Annotated in this window: 14 protein-coding genes; 4 read left to right on the forward strand and 10 right to left on the reverse strand. The window is 29.4% G+C overall.

Annotation, left to right across the window (positions count from 1 at the left end; translation table 11 throughout):
* Nucleotides 1–29: 29 nt before the first annotated feature.
* The 6 genes from GKG00_RS00860 to GKG00_RS08920 form a co-directional block, all read right to left on the reverse strand.
* Nucleotides 30–1,103 carry an ABC transporter substrate-binding protein gene (locus GKG00_RS00860; RefSeq protein ID WP_094206097.1) on the reverse strand — a complete coding sequence of 358 codons (1,074 nt, stop codon included), beginning with the start codon at nt 1,101–1,103 and terminating at the stop codon, nt 30–32.
* A 106-nt stretch (nt 1,104–1,209) separates the two neighbouring features.
* Entirely contained in the window at nt 1,210–1,932 is a 723-nt protein-coding gene (locus GKG00_RS00865) for a hypothetical protein (protein WP_154253747.1), read from the reverse strand.
* A gap of 111 nt (nt 1,933–2,043) precedes the next feature.
* Entirely contained in the window at nt 2,044–4,383 is a 2,340-nt protein-coding gene (locus tag GKG00_RS00870; RefSeq protein ID WP_154253749.1) for a cell wall-binding repeat-containing protein, read from the reverse strand.
* The gene (locus tag GKG00_RS00875) at nt 4,383–5,498 is read right to left on the reverse strand and encodes a YibE/F family protein (RefSeq protein WP_094206100.1); all 1,116 of its coding nucleotides are present in this window, start codon (nt 5,496–5,498) and stop codon (nt 4,383–4,385) included. Before GKG00_RS00875 ends, GKG00_RS00870 begins: the two co-directional genes overlap by 1 nt.
* 102 nt (nt 5,499–5,600) lie before the next feature.
* Nucleotides 5,601–6,740, reverse strand: coding sequence for a YibE/F family protein (locus tag GKG00_RS00880; protein ID WP_094206101.1), 1,140 nt, complete (start codon nt 6,738–6,740; stop codon nt 5,601–5,603).
* A 102-nt stretch (nt 6,741–6,842) separates the two neighbouring features.
* A complete protein-coding gene (locus tag GKG00_RS08920) occupies nt 6,843–7,010 on the reverse strand; it encodes an iron hydrogenase small subunit (protein ID WP_275077064.1) in 168 nt (55 codons plus the stop codon).
* Between the two features lie 81 nt (nt 7,011–7,091).
* Here GKG00_RS08920 and GKG00_RS00890 point away from each other — a divergent pair, with 81 nt between their 5' ends.
* Nucleotides 7,092–7,235, forward strand: a complete 144-nt coding sequence (locus tag GKG00_RS00890; protein WP_346962824.1) for a hypothetical protein — start codon at nt 7,092–7,094, stop codon at nt 7,233–7,235.
* A gap of 29 nt (nt 7,236–7,264) precedes the next feature.
* Here GKG00_RS00890 and GKG00_RS00895 read toward each other — a convergent pair whose 3' ends face one another.
* Complete coding sequence (locus GKG00_RS00895) at nt 7,265–8,839, reverse strand: ABC transporter ATP-binding protein (protein ID WP_154253753.1); 1,575 nt, start codon at nt 8,837–8,839, stop codon at nt 7,265–7,267.
* A 223-nt stretch (nt 8,840–9,062) separates the two neighbouring features.
* Here GKG00_RS00895 and GKG00_RS00900 point away from each other — a divergent pair, with 223 nt between their 5' ends.
* Complete coding sequence (locus GKG00_RS00900) at nt 9,063–10,505, forward strand: threonine synthase (protein WP_154253755.1); 1,443 nt, start codon at nt 9,063–9,065, stop codon at nt 10,503–10,505.
* Nucleotides 10,506–10,600: 95 nt separating this feature from the next.
* A complete protein-coding gene (locus GKG00_RS00905) occupies nt 10,601–11,752 on the forward strand; it encodes an iron-containing alcohol dehydrogenase (RefSeq protein WP_154253756.1) in 1,152 nt (383 codons plus the stop codon).
* A 32-nt stretch (nt 11,753–11,784) separates the two neighbouring features.
* Here the strand turns inward: GKG00_RS00905 and GKG00_RS00910 are convergent, their stop codons facing one another.
* Together GKG00_RS00910 and GKG00_RS00915 are read right to left on the reverse strand one after the other, a co-directional pair.
* Complete coding sequence (locus GKG00_RS00910; RefSeq protein ID WP_241673627.1) at nt 11,785–13,314, reverse strand: ABC transporter ATP-binding protein/permease; 1,530 nt, start codon at nt 13,312–13,314, stop codon at nt 11,785–11,787.
* Nucleotides 13,307–14,848 carry an ABC transporter ATP-binding protein gene (locus tag GKG00_RS00915; RefSeq protein ID WP_154253758.1) on the reverse strand — a complete coding sequence of 514 codons (1,542 nt, stop codon included), beginning with the start codon at nt 14,846–14,848 and terminating at the stop codon, nt 13,307–13,309. The genes GKG00_RS00910 and GKG00_RS00915 overlap by 8 nt, the downstream gene beginning before the upstream one ends.
* A gap of 113 nt (nt 14,849–14,961) precedes the next feature.
* Between GKG00_RS00915 and GKG00_RS00920 the strand changes: the two genes are divergently transcribed.
* Nucleotides 14,962–15,870, forward strand: coding sequence for a DMT family transporter (locus GKG00_RS00920; RefSeq protein WP_154253760.1), 909 nt, complete (start codon nt 14,962–14,964; stop codon nt 15,868–15,870).
* Nucleotides 15,871–15,872: 2 nt separating this feature from the next.
* On the opposite strand, the gene GKG00_RS00925 is transcribed toward GKG00_RS00920, so the two are convergent.
* The gene (locus tag GKG00_RS00925; protein WP_154253762.1) at nt 15,873–17,342 is read right to left on the reverse strand and encodes an ABC transporter ATP-binding protein; all 1,470 of its coding nucleotides are present in this window, start codon (nt 17,340–17,342) and stop codon (nt 15,873–15,875) included.
* Between the last annotated feature and the right edge of the window lie 106 nt (nt 17,343–17,448).

Consider the following 17,448-nt stretch of genomic DNA (forward strand, 5'->3'; position numbering starts at 1 on the left):
AGAAACCAAACAGATTTCTCCCTATTGAATTACTTACTTTTTACAAATTCTGAGAATTTATTTAAAATAGCTTCTCTTTTTTCACCGAAAGTAGACAAATCTTGTTTGATTAAGTTTTCTTTTTTCAAACCTAAATCAAGACCTTTGATTCCATCTTTAACCATTTGGTTAGAATCTTTTCCGTCTATTTCTGCTAACATTTGTAAAGATTCATCTTCTAACATGAAATCGATGAATGCTTTTGCAACTTCAGTGTTAGGTGAATTTTTGAAAATAGCTACTCCTTCTGGAACCCATGGAATACCATCTTCAGGATATACAACAGTTAAGTTGTTGTCTTTTGCTGTATCGAACGCTGATTTGTCAACTGGAATAATACCAATTCCAAATTCTCCAGCTGCTGTTTTTTCTTGAGGATCTTTTCCTCTTTTGCCGTAGAAACTGATGTTATCATTTAATTTAGATAAATAATCCCAACCTTTTTCTTCGCCATATTTGTCCAATAATCCTTTAACTGCTGCGTAGTTTGTACCAGAGATTGAAGGATCGCTCATGATTACTTCGCCTTTGTATTTTGGATCTGCTAATTCATCCCAAGTTTTTGGAACTTCTAAGTTTTTAGATTTTAATACTTCGTTATTTGCTAAGAAACCAACAACTGTGATTCCTTTTGATAACCAGTAACCATCTTTGTCTTTGTAATCGTCAGGAATTTGTTTCAAAGCTTCAGATTCATATTTTTCTAACATATCGTCTGATTTAGCTTTCATGAAAGCGTCGATTCCGCCTCCAAACCATACGTCAGCCATTGCTTTACCTTCAGCCTTCGCTCTTGATAAAACTTCACCACTTGACATAGATAAGAATTCTACCTTAGCTCCTGTTTTTTCAGTGAACTTGTCAAACAATTTTACGTATTTGTCGCTTGTTGCAACAACGTTCAAAGTTTTTCCTTCAAACTTCTTAGCGTCGTCAGCTTTTTCTTCAGTTTTTGTAGGTTCTTTTGATGTTGTTTCTTTTGAGTTATCTTTTGATTGACAAGCAGTCAATGCAAAAATTAACATTAAAGAAAGACTTAACATCTTTAAAAATTTGTTTTTCATAATCCCTCCATATTTTTTAATTTTATCATTAGATAGTATATATTATTTTGAAATATTTTACAAATATACAAAATGACCACTATTTTGTGGAGCCATTTCGTGTAAATTATTTCTCAATATATGATTTTATAAAGTAATTGCCGTCCTTGTTTTCAAGAGTAAGAGTCGCATAGTTATTTTTTAATATCAAATCATTGCCTTTGATTTCTCCTTCATTTGGATAAAAAGTTCCTATCGAAACATCGCTTACAAATGTATAATAAGCGTTGTTTTCTTTCAAATACAAGCATTTTTCTTTGCTTTTAACATCATCAGAAACAATACCTGCGTATTTTTTCAAAGTTGCATCTACAAGATTCTTGTCGATTTCTACAAGTGGCATATTTTTGCTTGAAAACTCGAATTCTGAAAAACTATCTAGTTTTTTCAATTTTTCTATTATAGCTTTGAGCTCATCTGAATTTTCTTCATAATTTTTCGATGGAAAATATTTGATAAAACCATCCAAATCTATTTCTTTTGGATCGTTGTATCTTCCTGCCTTGAAGAAATTAGAAGTTATGTTTTTAATTTCATCAAATTCTGATCCAGGACGTTTTTCCACAAATACTTTTTTAATTTGATTTACCTCGTCATCTGTAAGCTTTCTATCTTTTCCTGCCTTTATCCCTTTAAAAGCTTGTTCAAAGTAATTTCCGACCCATTTTTGTTGTTCTTCAGTTAGTTTTATTTCTTCTTTTTCCGCATCATTTTTACTACAAGATGCTAGAAAAATTATCGCAAATAATAAAACAACTGAAAATCGTAAAAACTTATGTAATCTTTTCATACATACTCCCCCTTTATTTGGTTTATTTATACCCTGATTTTTAAAATTTATAACAAAAATATCCCCTCAATATAAATTGAGAGGATACCTAAAATTTAGAAGTTTATGGGATTACTTTATGATACTTGTTAATTGATTGATTACATCTTCAGATACTGATTTTTCTCCACCAATTACATAAGATTTGTTGAATTTAGTATCTTTGATGAATTGTTCTGCGTTTTGTCCTAATTTGTCTTTGTTAGTAAGAAGGATTGCGCCATTTTGTTTTGCTGAGAATGGTGCTGCAACTAATGCGTCTGCAAAGTTTTCGCCACTTGCTACTACGACAACTTCTTTTGCTCCAGAATATTTTGCAAGAAGAATACTTGTTTCGTATCTGTCAGCTCCGCCCATTCTATTAACTGTTGCCTTGGAGATTTTTTTGATGTTAGCTTTAGTATTTTCAGATACTGATTTTTCACCACCAGCTATATTTATTAATGATGCTTTTGATGATTTGATAACATCTTCAACTGATTTGTCTATAGCGTTAACTCTTACTAAAAGTATTGGAGCTTTATCCTTTTCTGCTGCGTTGTTAAGTGATAATGCATCGGCATAATTTTCACCACTCGCGATTTCTAATGTTGTTGTCTTACCGTCAATAAGTTTAGCTGCGATTTGTGCACTAGTTTTGTATCTGTCAGCTCCTGAAAGTCTGTCAACTTTGAAGTTTCTCTTTTCTAATTCTTTCTTCAATCCTTCATTTACAGATTTTTCTCCACCGATAATAGTGATTTCTTTTGCTTTTAATCTTGCGATTTCACTCATAACTTCCTTACTGATTGAGTTTGAAGATATATATAACAATGATGCATTGTTTGCTTTTGCAAAAGGTGCTGCAGTTAAAACGTCTGAGTAGTTGTTTTTGTTAGCTAATACTACTTTATTTGTTCCGTCTTTGAACATTTTTTTAGAAACTTCAATAGCAGTTTGTTCCCTATCTACCCCAGAAATTCTTTTAACATTTTCATTTGTTTTATCTGCAGTTGATTTCTCGATTTCGACTTGGTCAACAACTTTTAATGAATCAGTTTCATAAGTTGTAGCTACTATTGATTTGTCAGTCACTTTAACTTCTGTAAAGTTTGGTTTGTAATGTTGGTCTCTAACTGCCATGTAGTCTTTGAATTCTACTAAATCATAGTGTTTTGAACCTGATGCAGAGTTTGCAGTTAAATATAATTGTCCTTTTGGGTTTACATATTTTGATGGAACTTTACCTTCTTCTTTTGATTTGTCAGTAAAGTTTCTTTCGCTTTCAATAGCTACTCCGCCATTCATCATTCTACTTCTTGTGTAAACGTGGTCGTGACCGGATACTATTAAATCAATACCGTATTGTTTCATCAATGCTGGATATTCCGCTCTTCTTTTGATGATATCATCGTCATTCGCATGAGTTGCTGCAGAATAAATAGCGTGGTGGAAGCCAACTACTTTCCATTTGATATTTTGATTTTTTGTCATTTCAATTGCTTTTTCAATTGTAGCTTTGTGTTCAGCGGTATTCATGTTGTTAGAATTTAATTGAATGAATAGTGTATTATTGTACACGAAATAATAGTTGGAACCTGCTTCTGTAGCTCCTTCAGCTTGAAGGTTAGGAAGTGCAAAGTGTTGTGAATAAGAATTTGCTTGTGAATCGTGATTACCAATTAACGTAGCAAATGTAATTCCTTTTGCGTTTTCTCTTTCGATATATCCACTGTATTCTAATTCTGATTTAGATGTATATTCGTTGACTTGGTCTCCCAAACTGTACAAGAAACTCATTTGTGGAACTTGTTTCTTGATAGTTCCCAATGCTTTTTCCCATTTGTCTCTGTCTGCATAGAATTTACCAGCACCAATTTGAGGGTCCCCTGCTAATACAAATGTAAAGTCTCCTTTTGCTTGAGTTGTAAATTCGAATACTTGAGATTTTTTGCCATTACCATTGTAAACTCTGTACATGTATTTAGTGTTTGGTTTCAAGTTTTTGATATTTACTTGAGAGTTTGACATATCTTTAAGTTCATACAAATCTTTTAAAGCTTGATCTTTCTTATCTTTTTCGATTTTTACTTTTGCGTTTGATTTGTCATTGATATCAAATGTTGTGTTCTTGTCAGAAGTTACAGCTTTGATTTTCGTTGCATTTGAAAAATCTTTTTGATCATTTGCTTCTACGATTTCCAAATAACCTTGTTCTTTGCTCTTGCTGTACCAAGTGAAGTTTCTTTCACTTTGGTCTTTACCTATAGTCAAGATTGGAAATCTTATTTGAGATTCTTCTTGAGTTTGTGTTGCTGTTGTGCTAATATCATTTTTTCCATTAGTTTCAGCAAATGTAGTTGTGTATGTAGCTGTTGTTGCTATTGAAAATACCATACCCAATGCTAATAACGCTTTTGCCGTTTTGTTCATTAATTTTCCCCCTTATGATTATATATAATTGATGAGAATAATGATGTCACTGGCACCATTATAATCACAACGACCGTACCTATCAGCCCTTTTGTGATTTCCACTGAAAAGAAATCAGAATTTACAAGCTGATTAAAACTTACTCCGTGCGATATCAAAACCATAATCGTCACTAGAGATGATCCAATAAATGCAAACACCAAAGTGTTTACCATTGTTCCAATAATATCTTTACCTATATTCATTCCGCTTCGAAAAAGCTTCCTGCTATCCAAATCTGTATTTAATGATTTAATTTCTTTCAAAGAAGATGAAATCGACACACTAACATCCATTGAAGCACCAAGAGATGCTATGGAGACTGCAGAGAATAATAAGTTCTCAATCCTAAGTCCCCATGTTTTTCCTACCAAAATCAAAGTTTCTACATTTTCCATATTGTGTCCAGAAACATACAAAACTTTTCCAATGATTTTGACCATAATTGCCGCTATCAAAAATGAAGTTCCTATCGATATCATATTTACCAAAGTCATTTTACTGTATCCATACAACACCACTAGAGAATAGACTGCACACAAAATTACCGTTATAATCGTAACCAAAATATTATTGTATCCATTCATCAAAAGCGCCACATCAAAAAATAAAATTATGTAAATACTTACAAATAAAGCTATCGCACTTTTGAGGCCTTTTATCCCAGCAATCACAGCCAAAAATATTACAAATAATGCTATAATCACAAAAATTCTTATACTTCTATCGTAGTTGTACACGGAATAGTAATAATCATCAGTTGAACCTGAATTTTGATTTTGAATTAGAATAACATTACTTCCTTTGTGAACTTTAATGCTGTGTGTGTTCACAAGTTCGTTATCCAACTCTACAACTTTTCCAGTTTTTAAAATCTTAGCTTTAATCTTCTGAACGCCGACAGGTTTAGAATTGTCCGGATAATCTAGCGATTCATCCACAACTTCCACAACCTTCGCCCTCAGATATTCCACACCCTTGTAACTAATCAAGCTTTCATTTACATCTAGCTTTCTATTAAAAAAGAAAATTCCAATCAATAGCAAGATTAAAATTACATTAACAATTTTCTTCAATATTTCATCACCTATTACATTGTACGATTAAAATATTAAATTTATGTTTTTCAAAGTTAATAAAATGTAAAAATTTGTTAAAAAAACATTAAAAAAAGCATATCATTTGATATGCTCATTAAAAATATTCTCACTGTATATTTTTGAGGCAAAAAAAGAAGTAACCGGAACCATTATAATCACAACGCTAATTCCAATTAACGCTTTCGTAATTTCCACTGCGAAAAAATCAGAACTTACAACTCTATTAAAAGTATTTGTTCCGTGCAATATAAAAATCATAATACTCACAAGTGATGATCCAATAAATGCAAATACTAATGTGTTGACCATTGTTCCAATAATATCTCGACCAATACTCATCCCACTTTTAAATAATTTTTTACTCGATACATCTTTATTTAACGACTGAATTTCTCTTAATGCAGAAGCTATCGATACACTTACATCCATTGACGCTCCCAAAGCTGAAATAGCAACAGTGGAAAACAGTAAATTTTCGATATTTAATTTCCATACCTTTCCTATCACTAGTATCAATTCCCCGACATTTTCCAGATTATACCCCGAAATATTAAGTCCGATACTCATTAGCTTAACCAAAATACTCACAAATACAAATGATACCGAAACAGAAATCATATTGATTAAACTCATTTTAGAATAACCATATAAAATCAAAGTGGAATATATTGTGCACAAAATCACAGTTAAAATTGTAATCACAATATTATTAAATCCATTCATGATAAGCGAAATATCAAAAAACAAAATTATGTATATACTAATCACAAGAGCAATCGTGCTTTTTATTCCTCTACTTCCTGCAACAAGTGCTATGAAAATTATAAATATCCCCATCCATAAGATTGTACTAAAACTTCTATCGTAATTATACATCCTGTAAAAAGTTTCAGAATTGTGATGAGGATTTCTACTTTTCGCCAGAATCACCTTGTCGTTCTTTTTTACTAAAACACTATGCGATGCTTCTAGTTTGTTCTCCACATCCACAATTTCTCCAGTTTTTCTAATTTTCGCTTTGATGTTTTGTATTCCTACAGGTTTTGAATTATAAGGATAATCCAGCGTTTCATCTACAATATCTACTACAGTAGCTTTTACATAATCAAGTTCAATTCCATCATAGCTTACCAAATGGTCATTATTTCCCCATTTTAAATTTATTATAAAAATCAGGGCCAAAATCAATCCCAAAAATATATTACAAATTTTTTTCAATTATTCACCAACTCCATCTATATATAATACTATAATTTTTTTAGTTTGATAATTGGTTTTAATAAAAAAGTTCCTCGGCAATCGCCAAAGAATTTTTATCTATTACTGTATTAATATTTTTTCTCTTGAAGAATATTCTGTGTGAAGCAAATGATGTGCTTTTTCTGAACCAGGAGCATCCAAATACTCATCGTAAATCTTTTTGATAGATTTATTTTCGTATGATCTTCTGATTGGTTTGTCCCTGTCTTCTTTATGATATGAACCAATAGATTTGAACTAGTCTGCTCCATTGTTTATTAAAGGAGTAATATTTGCTAATGTTTCAATGTTGCTTGCAATTACAATCTGATAATTCATTGTGGTGGCTGTATGCAAAACAAAATGTACATGCAAAGCAAAACGAATTTCGCAAAATCGCACAACATACCAATGACCAATTATGGAATTGTTCTTGCGAAAATCAATAAAATATTAGACAGAATCACATATTAAAAACGAGCTGAATTAAATCAGCTCGTTTCTTATTTTACTTGCATTGTTTTGTTGCAATATTTTTGTACTTTTTTATCATGACTTATAATGAACACGATTTTATTGTCGATATCTTTAATAAAATTCGAGAAGAAATCTTCCTGTGATTCTGAATCCAAGTTGCTAGTTATTTCATCAAAAATATAAACATCTGCATCTCTCATAAGACTTCTAACGATGGATACTCTTTGTTTTTCTCCTCCCGATAAGTTTTCTCCATTTGCCAAAATTTCTGAATCCAAGTTTTTATTCTTCAACACAGGCTTCAAAACATCCATAGACAATATTTTTTCATCGATAGATTTGTCTTTGACTGTATCCACCAAAATATTTTCCCTCAAACTTGCAGGAATGATAAGTGGATTTTGTGGAACGTATGCGACTTTTTCTCTTAATTCATCCAAAGATAATGAATTGACGGACTTTTCGTTAATAGATATTCCATCGACATCTCTGATATTCAACAGCGAACGTAGAAGTGTACTTTTACCCGCACCACTTTTTGCGTCTATGTATACGATATCTGAAGGATAAAATTCTTCATTAATATCAAATTTGAACTCAGTGTCCAATATTTTCACAACAGGATTTTCAAACTTCACTTTGCTAATCGTGTTTTCAATTGCAACATCATTTTTATTTTCCAAATTATCTAAAATATTTTCCTTATAAAAACCAGAGTCAACCTTCAAATTCGTTAAATCGATGTTTACTCCATTTAATGAATACAACGAATCGAAGAATACATTGATTACCAAAGTAAACACCACAATTGAGTATAACTTAGCATTTCCAATCGTAACATTATAACTTATCCATATCAACAAAGCGTTTTGCACAAGCTCGTTAAACATTCTAATACTACTGCTTGCTGCACCTGCGAATTGATTAACGCTTTTGTGTGCTTCAAAAATTTCCACGATTTTCTTGTTGATAAGATTATCAAAACCATCAAACTTGGAGTATTGTTTCAAAAAATCTGGATTGCTGTAAATATTGTTAAAATCTTGGTAGTTTTTGGAAGTAATTGCAGATAGTGATACGCATTTTTCAGATAATTTCTTATTGATTAATTTAAATCCAAAAAACGTAAATGGTATTATCGCCAGTAAAATCAAACCATAATAAATATTTTGAATTGAAACAAAAATCAAAGCTCCAATAATTATCAAAATAGAACTAACCATTGTATTTACATCATCAATCAAAAAACTGTAAATAGAATTAGTCAACTTAGAAATCTTCGTAATCAGTGAATTGTTTCCCAAATTAATCATAGTGTCGTATTTCACATGAAATAAATCTTTCATAAAATTATCCATGTTTTCTGAATTCACATTCACCGCTACTTTTTCTTTTAACAAAATCAGCCCTATTTGAATAAAATAATTTAACACCATTATACCAAACAATAAGAACAAATCACTTCTTTGAATGTTGGTAATATCTCTGAAAATTTTATTACTTAAAAATGGTACGGACAACGTCGCCACAACCATAATTAAACTCATAATCAAAGATACTGCTATAAACTTGATGTTCTTTTTAAGAATTACTTTTATCATAATGCCCTCTCTCCTTCAATTTTATAATTCTTACCCAAAGCTACAATCAATTCTATTGATTAGAAAACGCTTTACTATTATTATACTCTTCAAAAAAAAATAAACAATGGTTATAAGCTTCTCGTTATATTTTCGGCATTTTTTACTCAAATTTTATCGAAATTTAAAAAGATTAACTTAAATCTCATAAAATGATATAATTAGAATAATATTAGGAGGAAATATGAAATTTATTAGCACTAGGGATAATTCAATAACTATCGATTCTCAAGAAGTAATCTTCAATTGTATAAATGATGATATTTACGTTCCTTTGAATTTAGATAATTTGTACGATATTGATGTGCTTAGAGATATGACATATAACGAACTTGCTATATATATTTTGAAGCATTTTTTAACTGATATTGACGAAGATTCAATATCAAGCATTGTAAATAACGCTTACGATGGAGATGAGCCTAATGTTTTTTTGAGAAAAACAAATGATAGATGCTACGTCGAACTTTTCAACAACAAAAGTCTGTCTTATAGGGACTTGTCATTGAGTATTATCTCTAAATTTATAGATATTAATTTGAATAATAATGAAGATGTGAAAAACTTATACCTGTTCACAGCTTCCACGGATATCTCTGTGTCTACGATTGAGAATTTTAAAAAGATGAACACAAAAGTTTTCGTGTTTTATCCAAATAATATCTCAGATATCGAAAAATCAAAATTATTATCCACACTTTCCGATAATGTCTGTGCAATTGGCGTAGATGGTGATTTTTATGAATGTAAAAAATTAGTGGATAGTTTGATAAATGATTCTGATATCAAAAATTTGATTGCACAAAAAGAATCGGTGATTTCTACGTGCAATTCTTTGAATATAATCAGAGTTCTCACTCAAGTTATTTATTATTTTTACAGTTATGTGACAATGGTAAAATACGGAGAGATAGAAGCTGGAAAAAGAATCAACGTAAGTATTCCTACGGAAAATTTCGGCAATATAATGGCTTGTTTCTATGCAAAAAGAATGGGACTTCCTATTAATAAAATAATTTGTGCGACAAAAAGTCCATTGTCTTTCAAAAAATTCTTGGATACGGGAGAATTTGTCTATGACGAAGTTTTCGGTGAAGAATCCACATCATTTGAAAGATTGGTCTTGGCGAATATCGAAAGATTACTACATCATTTGATAAATAATCAAGATAGAATAAGAGAGATTTACACCGATTTTAGAGAGAAAAATAAATTCACTTTGTATCCTGAAGAACTACAAAAATTGAGTTGTATTGAAACTTACAGCATGACAAGTGATGAAGTCAGTCAGAAAATTTTGAGATTATTCTTGGAATGTCAGTATCCATTATCCCCTCAAACTGCAATGGCTTCTCTTGCCTACGACAAATATGTCATCGATTCTTATGACTACACTCCTTCAATAATTATGGCTACAACATCACCATATTCTTCTACGGAAAATGTGTTGAAATCATTCGGGTACAATGAAGATTTGGATATAAATATGGCTTTGGAAAAGTTAAACTCTTTTATAAAATCGCCTATTCCCGATAATTTACAAAACATCAAAAAAATTGACACGACGATTTTCGATTCAACTGAAATCAAAGATATAGTTTACAAAAAAATACAAGAAATGAATTAAGCGGCGCAAATTTTACGCTGCTTTTTGTTTTAAATAATCAAATATCGGATATATATTAAAATAAGAGAAATTTTAAAATAAAACAAGGGGGCATTATGAACAATTTTACATTTTACAATCCTGTAAGAGTACATTTTGGTAAAGGTCAAGTTACAAACCTAAAAGAAGAATTAAAAGATTACAATAAAATTTTAGTAACTTATGGTGGAGGAAGCATCAAGAAAAACGGAGTCTACGATGATGTTATGGAAAATTTGAAAGGCAAAGAAGTTTTTGAACTTTCTGGAATCACTCCAAACCCAAGAACTGACAAAGTTTATGAAGGAATTAAAATCTGCAAAGAAAATGACATTGATTTTATACTGGCTGTCGGAGGCGGATCTACATTGGACTGCTCAAAAGCTATCGCAATGGGTGCAAAAACTAATGAAGATTTCTGGGATTATTTCTTCGAAGAAAAAAACAAACCAACAGACGCTATCAAACTTGGAACAGTAATTACAATGGCTGGAACTGGTAGTGAAATGGACGGTAGTTGTGTAATTTCAAATATCGAAAGAAAGAAAAAATACGGCTACGGGCACAGATTATTGTATCCAGTATTTTCAATAATCGACCCAACATACACATATTCACTTCCAAAATATCAATTAATCAGTGGAACTTGCGATATGTTCAGCCACATAATGGAAGAATATTTTTCAGAACCAGATTACGAAAACACAACAGATAATATATCAGAAAGCTTGATGAAAACTGTAATCGACAGTATCAAAGTAGCTCTCAAAAATCCTGAAGATTACCAAGCTAGAAGCAATCTAATGTGGGTAAGTACACTTGCAATCAACGGACTTACTGCCACTGGTAAAAGCTCAGATTGGTTAAGCCACAAATTGGAACACACATTATCCGCATATTTTGATGTAACTCACGGGATGGGACTTGCAGTAGTTCATCCAAATTATTTGAAATTTGTCTACAAAAATCATTTGAAAAAATTCAGAAGCTTTGCAATCAACGTGTGGAATATAGATCCAGAAGGAAAAACAGATGAAGAATTAGCACTAGAATCAATCGAAGCACTACAAAACTTCTTCAAAGAAATCGGAGCTCCAACTACACTTCGTGAACTTGACATTCCAAAAGACAAAATCAAAGAAATGGCTGAAAACACAGCCGCATATAAAACAAGCTACTCAGATTTGTCAACATCAGACATCGAAACAATTTACAATAACGCATATTAAAACTAAAATCTGCCTTGAAACAGGCAGATTTTTTAGTGAGATAATATTATTTCTTTATTGTAGTTTTTAATTATATTTTTATGGTCGACAAAAATAACTATTCCTTCAATTTCATCAAAAACTTTCAGAAATTTTTCGGTTGATTCGCTATCCAAGTGATTGAGTGGTTCGTCAAATATAAATATATTTGAGTTTCCTATTAGCGCTCTATCTAAAGTTATTTTGTGTTTTTCCCCACCAGATAGACCATTCACATTTGTTTTCATTAGTAACTTATTATCTGTGAATACAGTATCTATTTTATCCTTTCCAAGGAAAATATTCTCTTTCACAGTAGTTGGAAAAACATAAGAGTTTTGACAAAAATAATTTATGTTGATATTCTTCGCATTATTTAACTCTGTGTTGTTAATACTAATATTTCCATTATAATCGGTATAAATGTTACTTAAAATTTTAATTAAAGTTGTTTTTCCAGTTCCATTTTCTCCAGATATTTTAACTTTATCTCCTTTTTTTATGTTAAAATTTACAGGTTTTAAAATGTTTTTATCATTTACCGTGTAACTTAGATTTTCAGCAATAATTTCAATATGATTTGTTTTATTATCAAAATTCTTCTTTTGAGAAATATGTGAATAAAATTTTCCAACATTAACTTTTAAACTTTTTAATTGAATAAATGAGTCCACGGACTTTTTCACACAATCGAAAAATTTATTGATAACAACAGACATAGCTAAAACTTTTATTATTGAATTGATTCCTATAATTTGCTTGGAACATAGAATAATTCCAAATCCCACTACTAGTATTAAAAACAATCCATCTGCTAAATTTCTTACTGCGTTTTGAGTTTTTGTATACATTTCTCCTCTTGCTACTTTATCTTTCACAAATTCATCAAATAATTCTTTGTATACCTGTATGAATTTTGTGTACAAATTATTAAATTTCAACCAATCTTTTTCAAAAGAGCAAGAAAATAATATTTTTCTTTCATTTTCTTTAAATGTAAATTTATCTCTTGTATATTCAGAAACTTCATTCTTAAAAGTAGTAAATGATACAAATCTTAAAAATCCCATAGCAACTATGAATATGAAATAATAAATTGGTAATTCTTTCAAGCTTATTATCAAAATTAAAACTATTATTAAAGCTTCTGAAATATTTTGAAATGCCCATATAAAATACAATCTAAGCATAGTTGCTTCTTTTTCTATAATATTGTCAAATTTATAAGATTTTATATCTCTTAAAATACTTTCATCAAATTTTAAGTATTTGTCTATTAGCAAATTTTCGTGAGTAAAACTATTTTTCAGGATAATTTTATTTGATAAAATCTGAAAAATAGGTATCAAAACTACAGTAATCAAAATAGCAATGAGCAACTTATATATTGAAGATTTCATCATTTTTATATCTGAATTCAATACTGCAGATGTAAAAGTTCCCAAAACAGTCGCTATGAAAACTGCTGACACATCTTGAATTATATTGCTAATCAGGCCTACTATTGCGCCAAGTCTCATAGACTTGAATAAATCCTTATACATAATTATCACCGCTATCTAAATCTAAAGTTTTATTGCATATTTTATTTAACCTTTCATCATGACTAATTACAATCATTTCTCGTGAATCAGATCTTAAAACACCGATTAGTTTTTCCACTGATTTATCATCTAAATGATTTGTCGGTTCATCTAACAAAAGTATATTCTTATCAGATGCCAGACAAACTGCTAATGCAAATTTTTTCCTTTCTCCACCTGATAATTCATCTAAGTATTTACTCCATTCAAGCTCCTTAATCCCAAAATAATTGCAGAGTTCTTGGACTTTTTTAGCGTATTCTTTTCCTTCAAGCATACCCATAATCTCTCTCATTGTAAAAGAAATACATAAATCATTTTGATTTAAATAACTTATAAGTCTTTCTGGAATATCTCTAATAACCAATTTGCTATTTGAGTGTAAAAGTCCTAAAATCAAATTGAAAATTGTTGTTTTTCCTTTGCCATTACTCCCAGAAATTAGAATTTTATCTCCTTTTTCTAATTTAAAATTTGTTCCATTTAAATTTTGACAAAAATCTAAATCTTCAATTTTTAAATCTATTAGAGAATCAGTATCTGAAACTGTTACATCGTTACTATTAATATCTTTATTTAAAATATTATTTATTCTAGTTTTTGATACATTGAATTCTTGAACCTTCGAAATATATTTTGTTATATTCTCAAAATTGGAATAAAACGTACTCAGTAACATAATCATAAACACCGAATCAGCAATGGTAATTTCCTGATTATAGATTGCCATACCAATAATTGCATAACTAACTATTTTTAAAATCAAATCTAACAGAGAATACATCGCATTTTCAAGTGCAAATGCAATTTCAGCCTTAGTACCAGCATTTACATTCAGTTCATCTAAATTCCTTTTATTTTTAAAATACCAATCAGTCGCATTAAAAGTTTTCAAAACATCTCTTCCTTCTGATGCTGAAATAATCCAGTTAGTAGTATCTTGTTCTATTTTTCTAGTATCCATGTAAATCTTATATAAGCTATTTTTAGTAATTATTGGCGGTATTACTTGCAAAATAGCTAATAAAACAAAAATAAAAGTCACCTTATAACTTAAAACCAAAAATGAAACAAGTACCATCGCAAAAATAAATAATGAAGAAAAAAATTCTACCAAATATTCATACCTAAAACTTGCTACGATTTCGCTATCCTTATCTACAATTTGCAAAACTTGCTCTCCTGACAATTCGAATAACAATTCTTTTCGTAAATTGTAAATATCTTTTAGTATATTGTTTTTAAACTGAAATTTTAATTGATGTTTTATTAATTCTAATTTATAAGGTATCAGTTTTTCTAATAAAAATTTCACACCAAATACTAATATTATAATTAACATAGTTTTTATTGTATTTTGAAATTCTACTGTATTTAGTTTTACAAATTCGTCTGCAAAATTTGATGTAATTACAGACACTAAAAAATCAAGCACAAAAATAAATACATAAAACAAACTTGAATAAATAAAATATTTTTTCGCTTTAGTTTTCATAATCACAAATTCCTCTCTTTTTTGATTATACCACCTAATAAAATCTTGCGAAATAGAATAAATTTCAAATCTACATTGTTTTATGATATCATTTATTAATACGGAGGTAATAAATGAATAATAGAACTAAAGGTATTATAGCAATATTATTATCAGCATTTGGATTTGCTCTTATGAATTTATTCATACCACTTGCTGGAGATTTGCCAACTATTCAAAAAAGTTTTTTCAGAAATTTGATTGCTTTTTTGGTGGCATTCGCGCTTTTATTGAAATCAAATAAAAAAGAAGAAGTAAAAGAACTTCACGATATTAAGTCAATCCCATGGAAAACTTTGATTTTGAGAGCAAGTTTGGGTACTGCAGGAATTTTTTGTAATTATTATGCGTTGGATCATTTGTTTATTTCTGATGCATCAGTTCTCAACAAACTAGCTCCATTTGCGACTTTGATTTTGTCTTGGATTTTCCTAAAAGAAGATTTGAGAAAGGAACACATAATTTCGATTTTGATAGCATTTGTAGGGGTTTTATTCGTCGTAAAACCTACACTACAAATCCAAGAAATCCTTCCATATTTAATAGGAATTTTGGGTGGAATTTGCGCAGGCGGAGCTTACACTTGCGTTAGAAAATTGAACACTCTAGGAGTTAATAGTTCGTTTATCGTTGCGTTTTTCTCTGGATTTTCGTGTATAGTATGTATTCCTTTTATGATATTTAATTTTGTTCCAATGGGAACATCATCAATCCTTGCTCTTATCGGCGTTGGACTTGCAGCCCTTATCGGACAATTTGGAATAACATTAGCTTACAAATTCGCTCCTGCATCTGAAATTTCAGTGTTTGATTATTCGACGATAATTTTTACAGGATTGTTCGGATTTTTATTCTTGCATCAAATCCCTGATTATTTAAGTATAATCGGATATGTATTGATATTCAGCGGAGCATTGATTAACTTTTTAAACAATAGAAGAAAACAAAGAATGCTAATAAATGAAAAATCTGCACGAGTATAATCTCATGCAGATTTTTTTAAAAAATACATTTTTTTATTTTTTATCATATTAATAATTTCGCTATCATGCGTAATCAAAATCACTATTTTCTTTTTAAAATACAACTCATTTATCATATTCGCTATTTTGATTTTATTTTCTTCATCTAAAAAATTAGTAGGTTCATCTATTATATAAACACTCTTATCCGTATTTAATGCTAACTCTATTTGTGCTTTTTTCTTTTGTCCAGAAGAAAAATTTATTTTATCAGATAACAATCCAAAATTAGATATATTATAATCAGATGATATGTACACCATATCATAGTAGCTCTCTTTTAATATTCTTCCATTTATTAATATATCTCCATTGTATCTATCAGTATAATTCAAAATAGATTCTATCACAGTTGTTTTTCCTACACCATTATCTCCAGAAATTATATTTATATTTTTATTATCAAATTTCATAGAAATTTTTTCATTTAATACTTTCCCTTTATTACTCAAACATTCAAAATTCACCAATTCTATTTCTTTTATAATATCATAATTGTATCTTGTTTTTTTTACTTCCATAAAATTCAAAAAACTATTTATTGCTGGCTTTGCTGTTAAATATTGATTTCTTATGTCAAACAAATATTCTACTGGTGTCCAAAATCTAGACACATAAAGTTGTGTAGCATAAAAAGTACCTATTGTAATCATATTTCTATACACATAATATCCAGAAATCAAATACATAGAAATTATTACACCATTTAAAACAAAATAAATCATCATATTATTTACAAGAGATTCTAATTTATATTTTTTATTTAAGGTATTTTCATAATTTTCTAATAAAATTTTTATATCAAACATCTGCTTTTTTTTTAAAAGTCTTTCTGACTTTGTAATAGAATATTTATCTAGCAGATATCCCTTAATATCTCTATTATTCGTTAAATCCTTTTCCGAATAATCTGAAATCAAATAACCTAATTTATATGATATATATGCACCTACTGGGACTACAATTATCATAACTAATGCTAAGCTAATAGACAATTTTAACATTATTAAAAATATTGCTATCATAGTAATAATAGAAAATACAATACTAACAGGTATATCTACAATAAAGCCTTTTATTAATGTAAGATTATTTGTTATTTCTTGATTAATCCTATCTCTATTAATTGAATGTTCTTTTACTCTATATGTATCCAAATTTTCATTTACCTCTTTGAAAATATTAGATATTGCTGATGTTTCTACTTTTTTACTGAAAATATCAAATATATAAGATACAACCTGAGTTAATACAAATAAGAAAACATCTATCAGTCCAAAAATCAACATATTATTAAAATTTTTATTCATTGCATTATCTATAAACTTTTTTGCAACAAGTGGAGATACTAAAAACAAAATTTTTAATAGACCATTTATCAAACAATAAATGGCAAGGCTTTTATTTGAAACATATCTTTTTAATTTCAACATTATTTATCACCCCCAATGGGTTTTCTATGTAAACACCAAATTCATTTGACAATTCAAACAAAAAATATAATTTATTCAAATAATTTATAGATTCATAATTACAATT

Origin of the sequence: Finegoldia sp. BIOML-A1, from assembly GCF_009678325.1 — a bacterium.
In the GTDB taxonomy this organism is placed as follows: domain Bacteria; phylum Bacillota; class Clostridia; order Tissierellales; family Peptoniphilaceae; genus Finegoldia; species Finegoldia magna.

Bases quoted from the DNA above. Each gene is read 5' to 3' on its own strand.
- GKG00_RS00865 (WP_154253747.1), bottom strand. From the start codon at position 1,932: ATGAAAAGATTACATAAGTTTTTACGATTTTCAGTTGTTTTATTATTT.
- GKG00_RS00925 (WP_154253762.1), bottom strand. From the start codon at position 17,342: ATGTTGAAATTAAAAAGATATGTTTCAAATAAAAGCCTTGCCATTTAT.
- GKG00_RS00895 (WP_154253753.1), bottom strand. From the start codon at position 8,839: ATGATAAAAGTAATTCTTAAAAAGAACATCAAGTTTATAGCAGTATCT.
- GKG00_RS00915 (WP_154253758.1), bottom strand. From the start codon at position 14,848: ATGAAAACTAAAGCGAAAAAATATTTTATTTATTCAAGTTTGTTTTAT.
- GKG00_RS00910 (WP_241673627.1), bottom strand. From the start codon at position 13,314: ATGTATAAGGATTTATTCAAGTCTATGAGACTTGGCGCAATAGTAGGC.
- GKG00_RS00920 (WP_154253760.1), top strand. From the start codon at position 14,962: ATGAATAATAGAACTAAAGGTATTATAGCAATATTATTATCAGCATTT.
- GKG00_RS00860 (WP_094206097.1), bottom strand. From the start codon at position 1,103: ATGAAAAACAAATTTTTAAAGATGTTAAGTCTTTCTTTAATGTTAATT.
- GKG00_RS00905 (WP_154253756.1), top strand. From the start codon at position 10,601: ATGAACAATTTTACATTTTACAATCCTGTAAGAGTACATTTTGGTAAA.
- GKG00_RS00870 (WP_154253749.1), bottom strand. From the start codon at position 4,383: ATGAACAAAACGGCAAAAGCGTTATTAGCATTGGGTATGGTATTTTCA.
- GKG00_RS00900 (WP_154253755.1), top strand. From the start codon at position 9,063: ATGAAATTTATTAGCACTAGGGATAATTCAATAACTATCGATTCTCAA.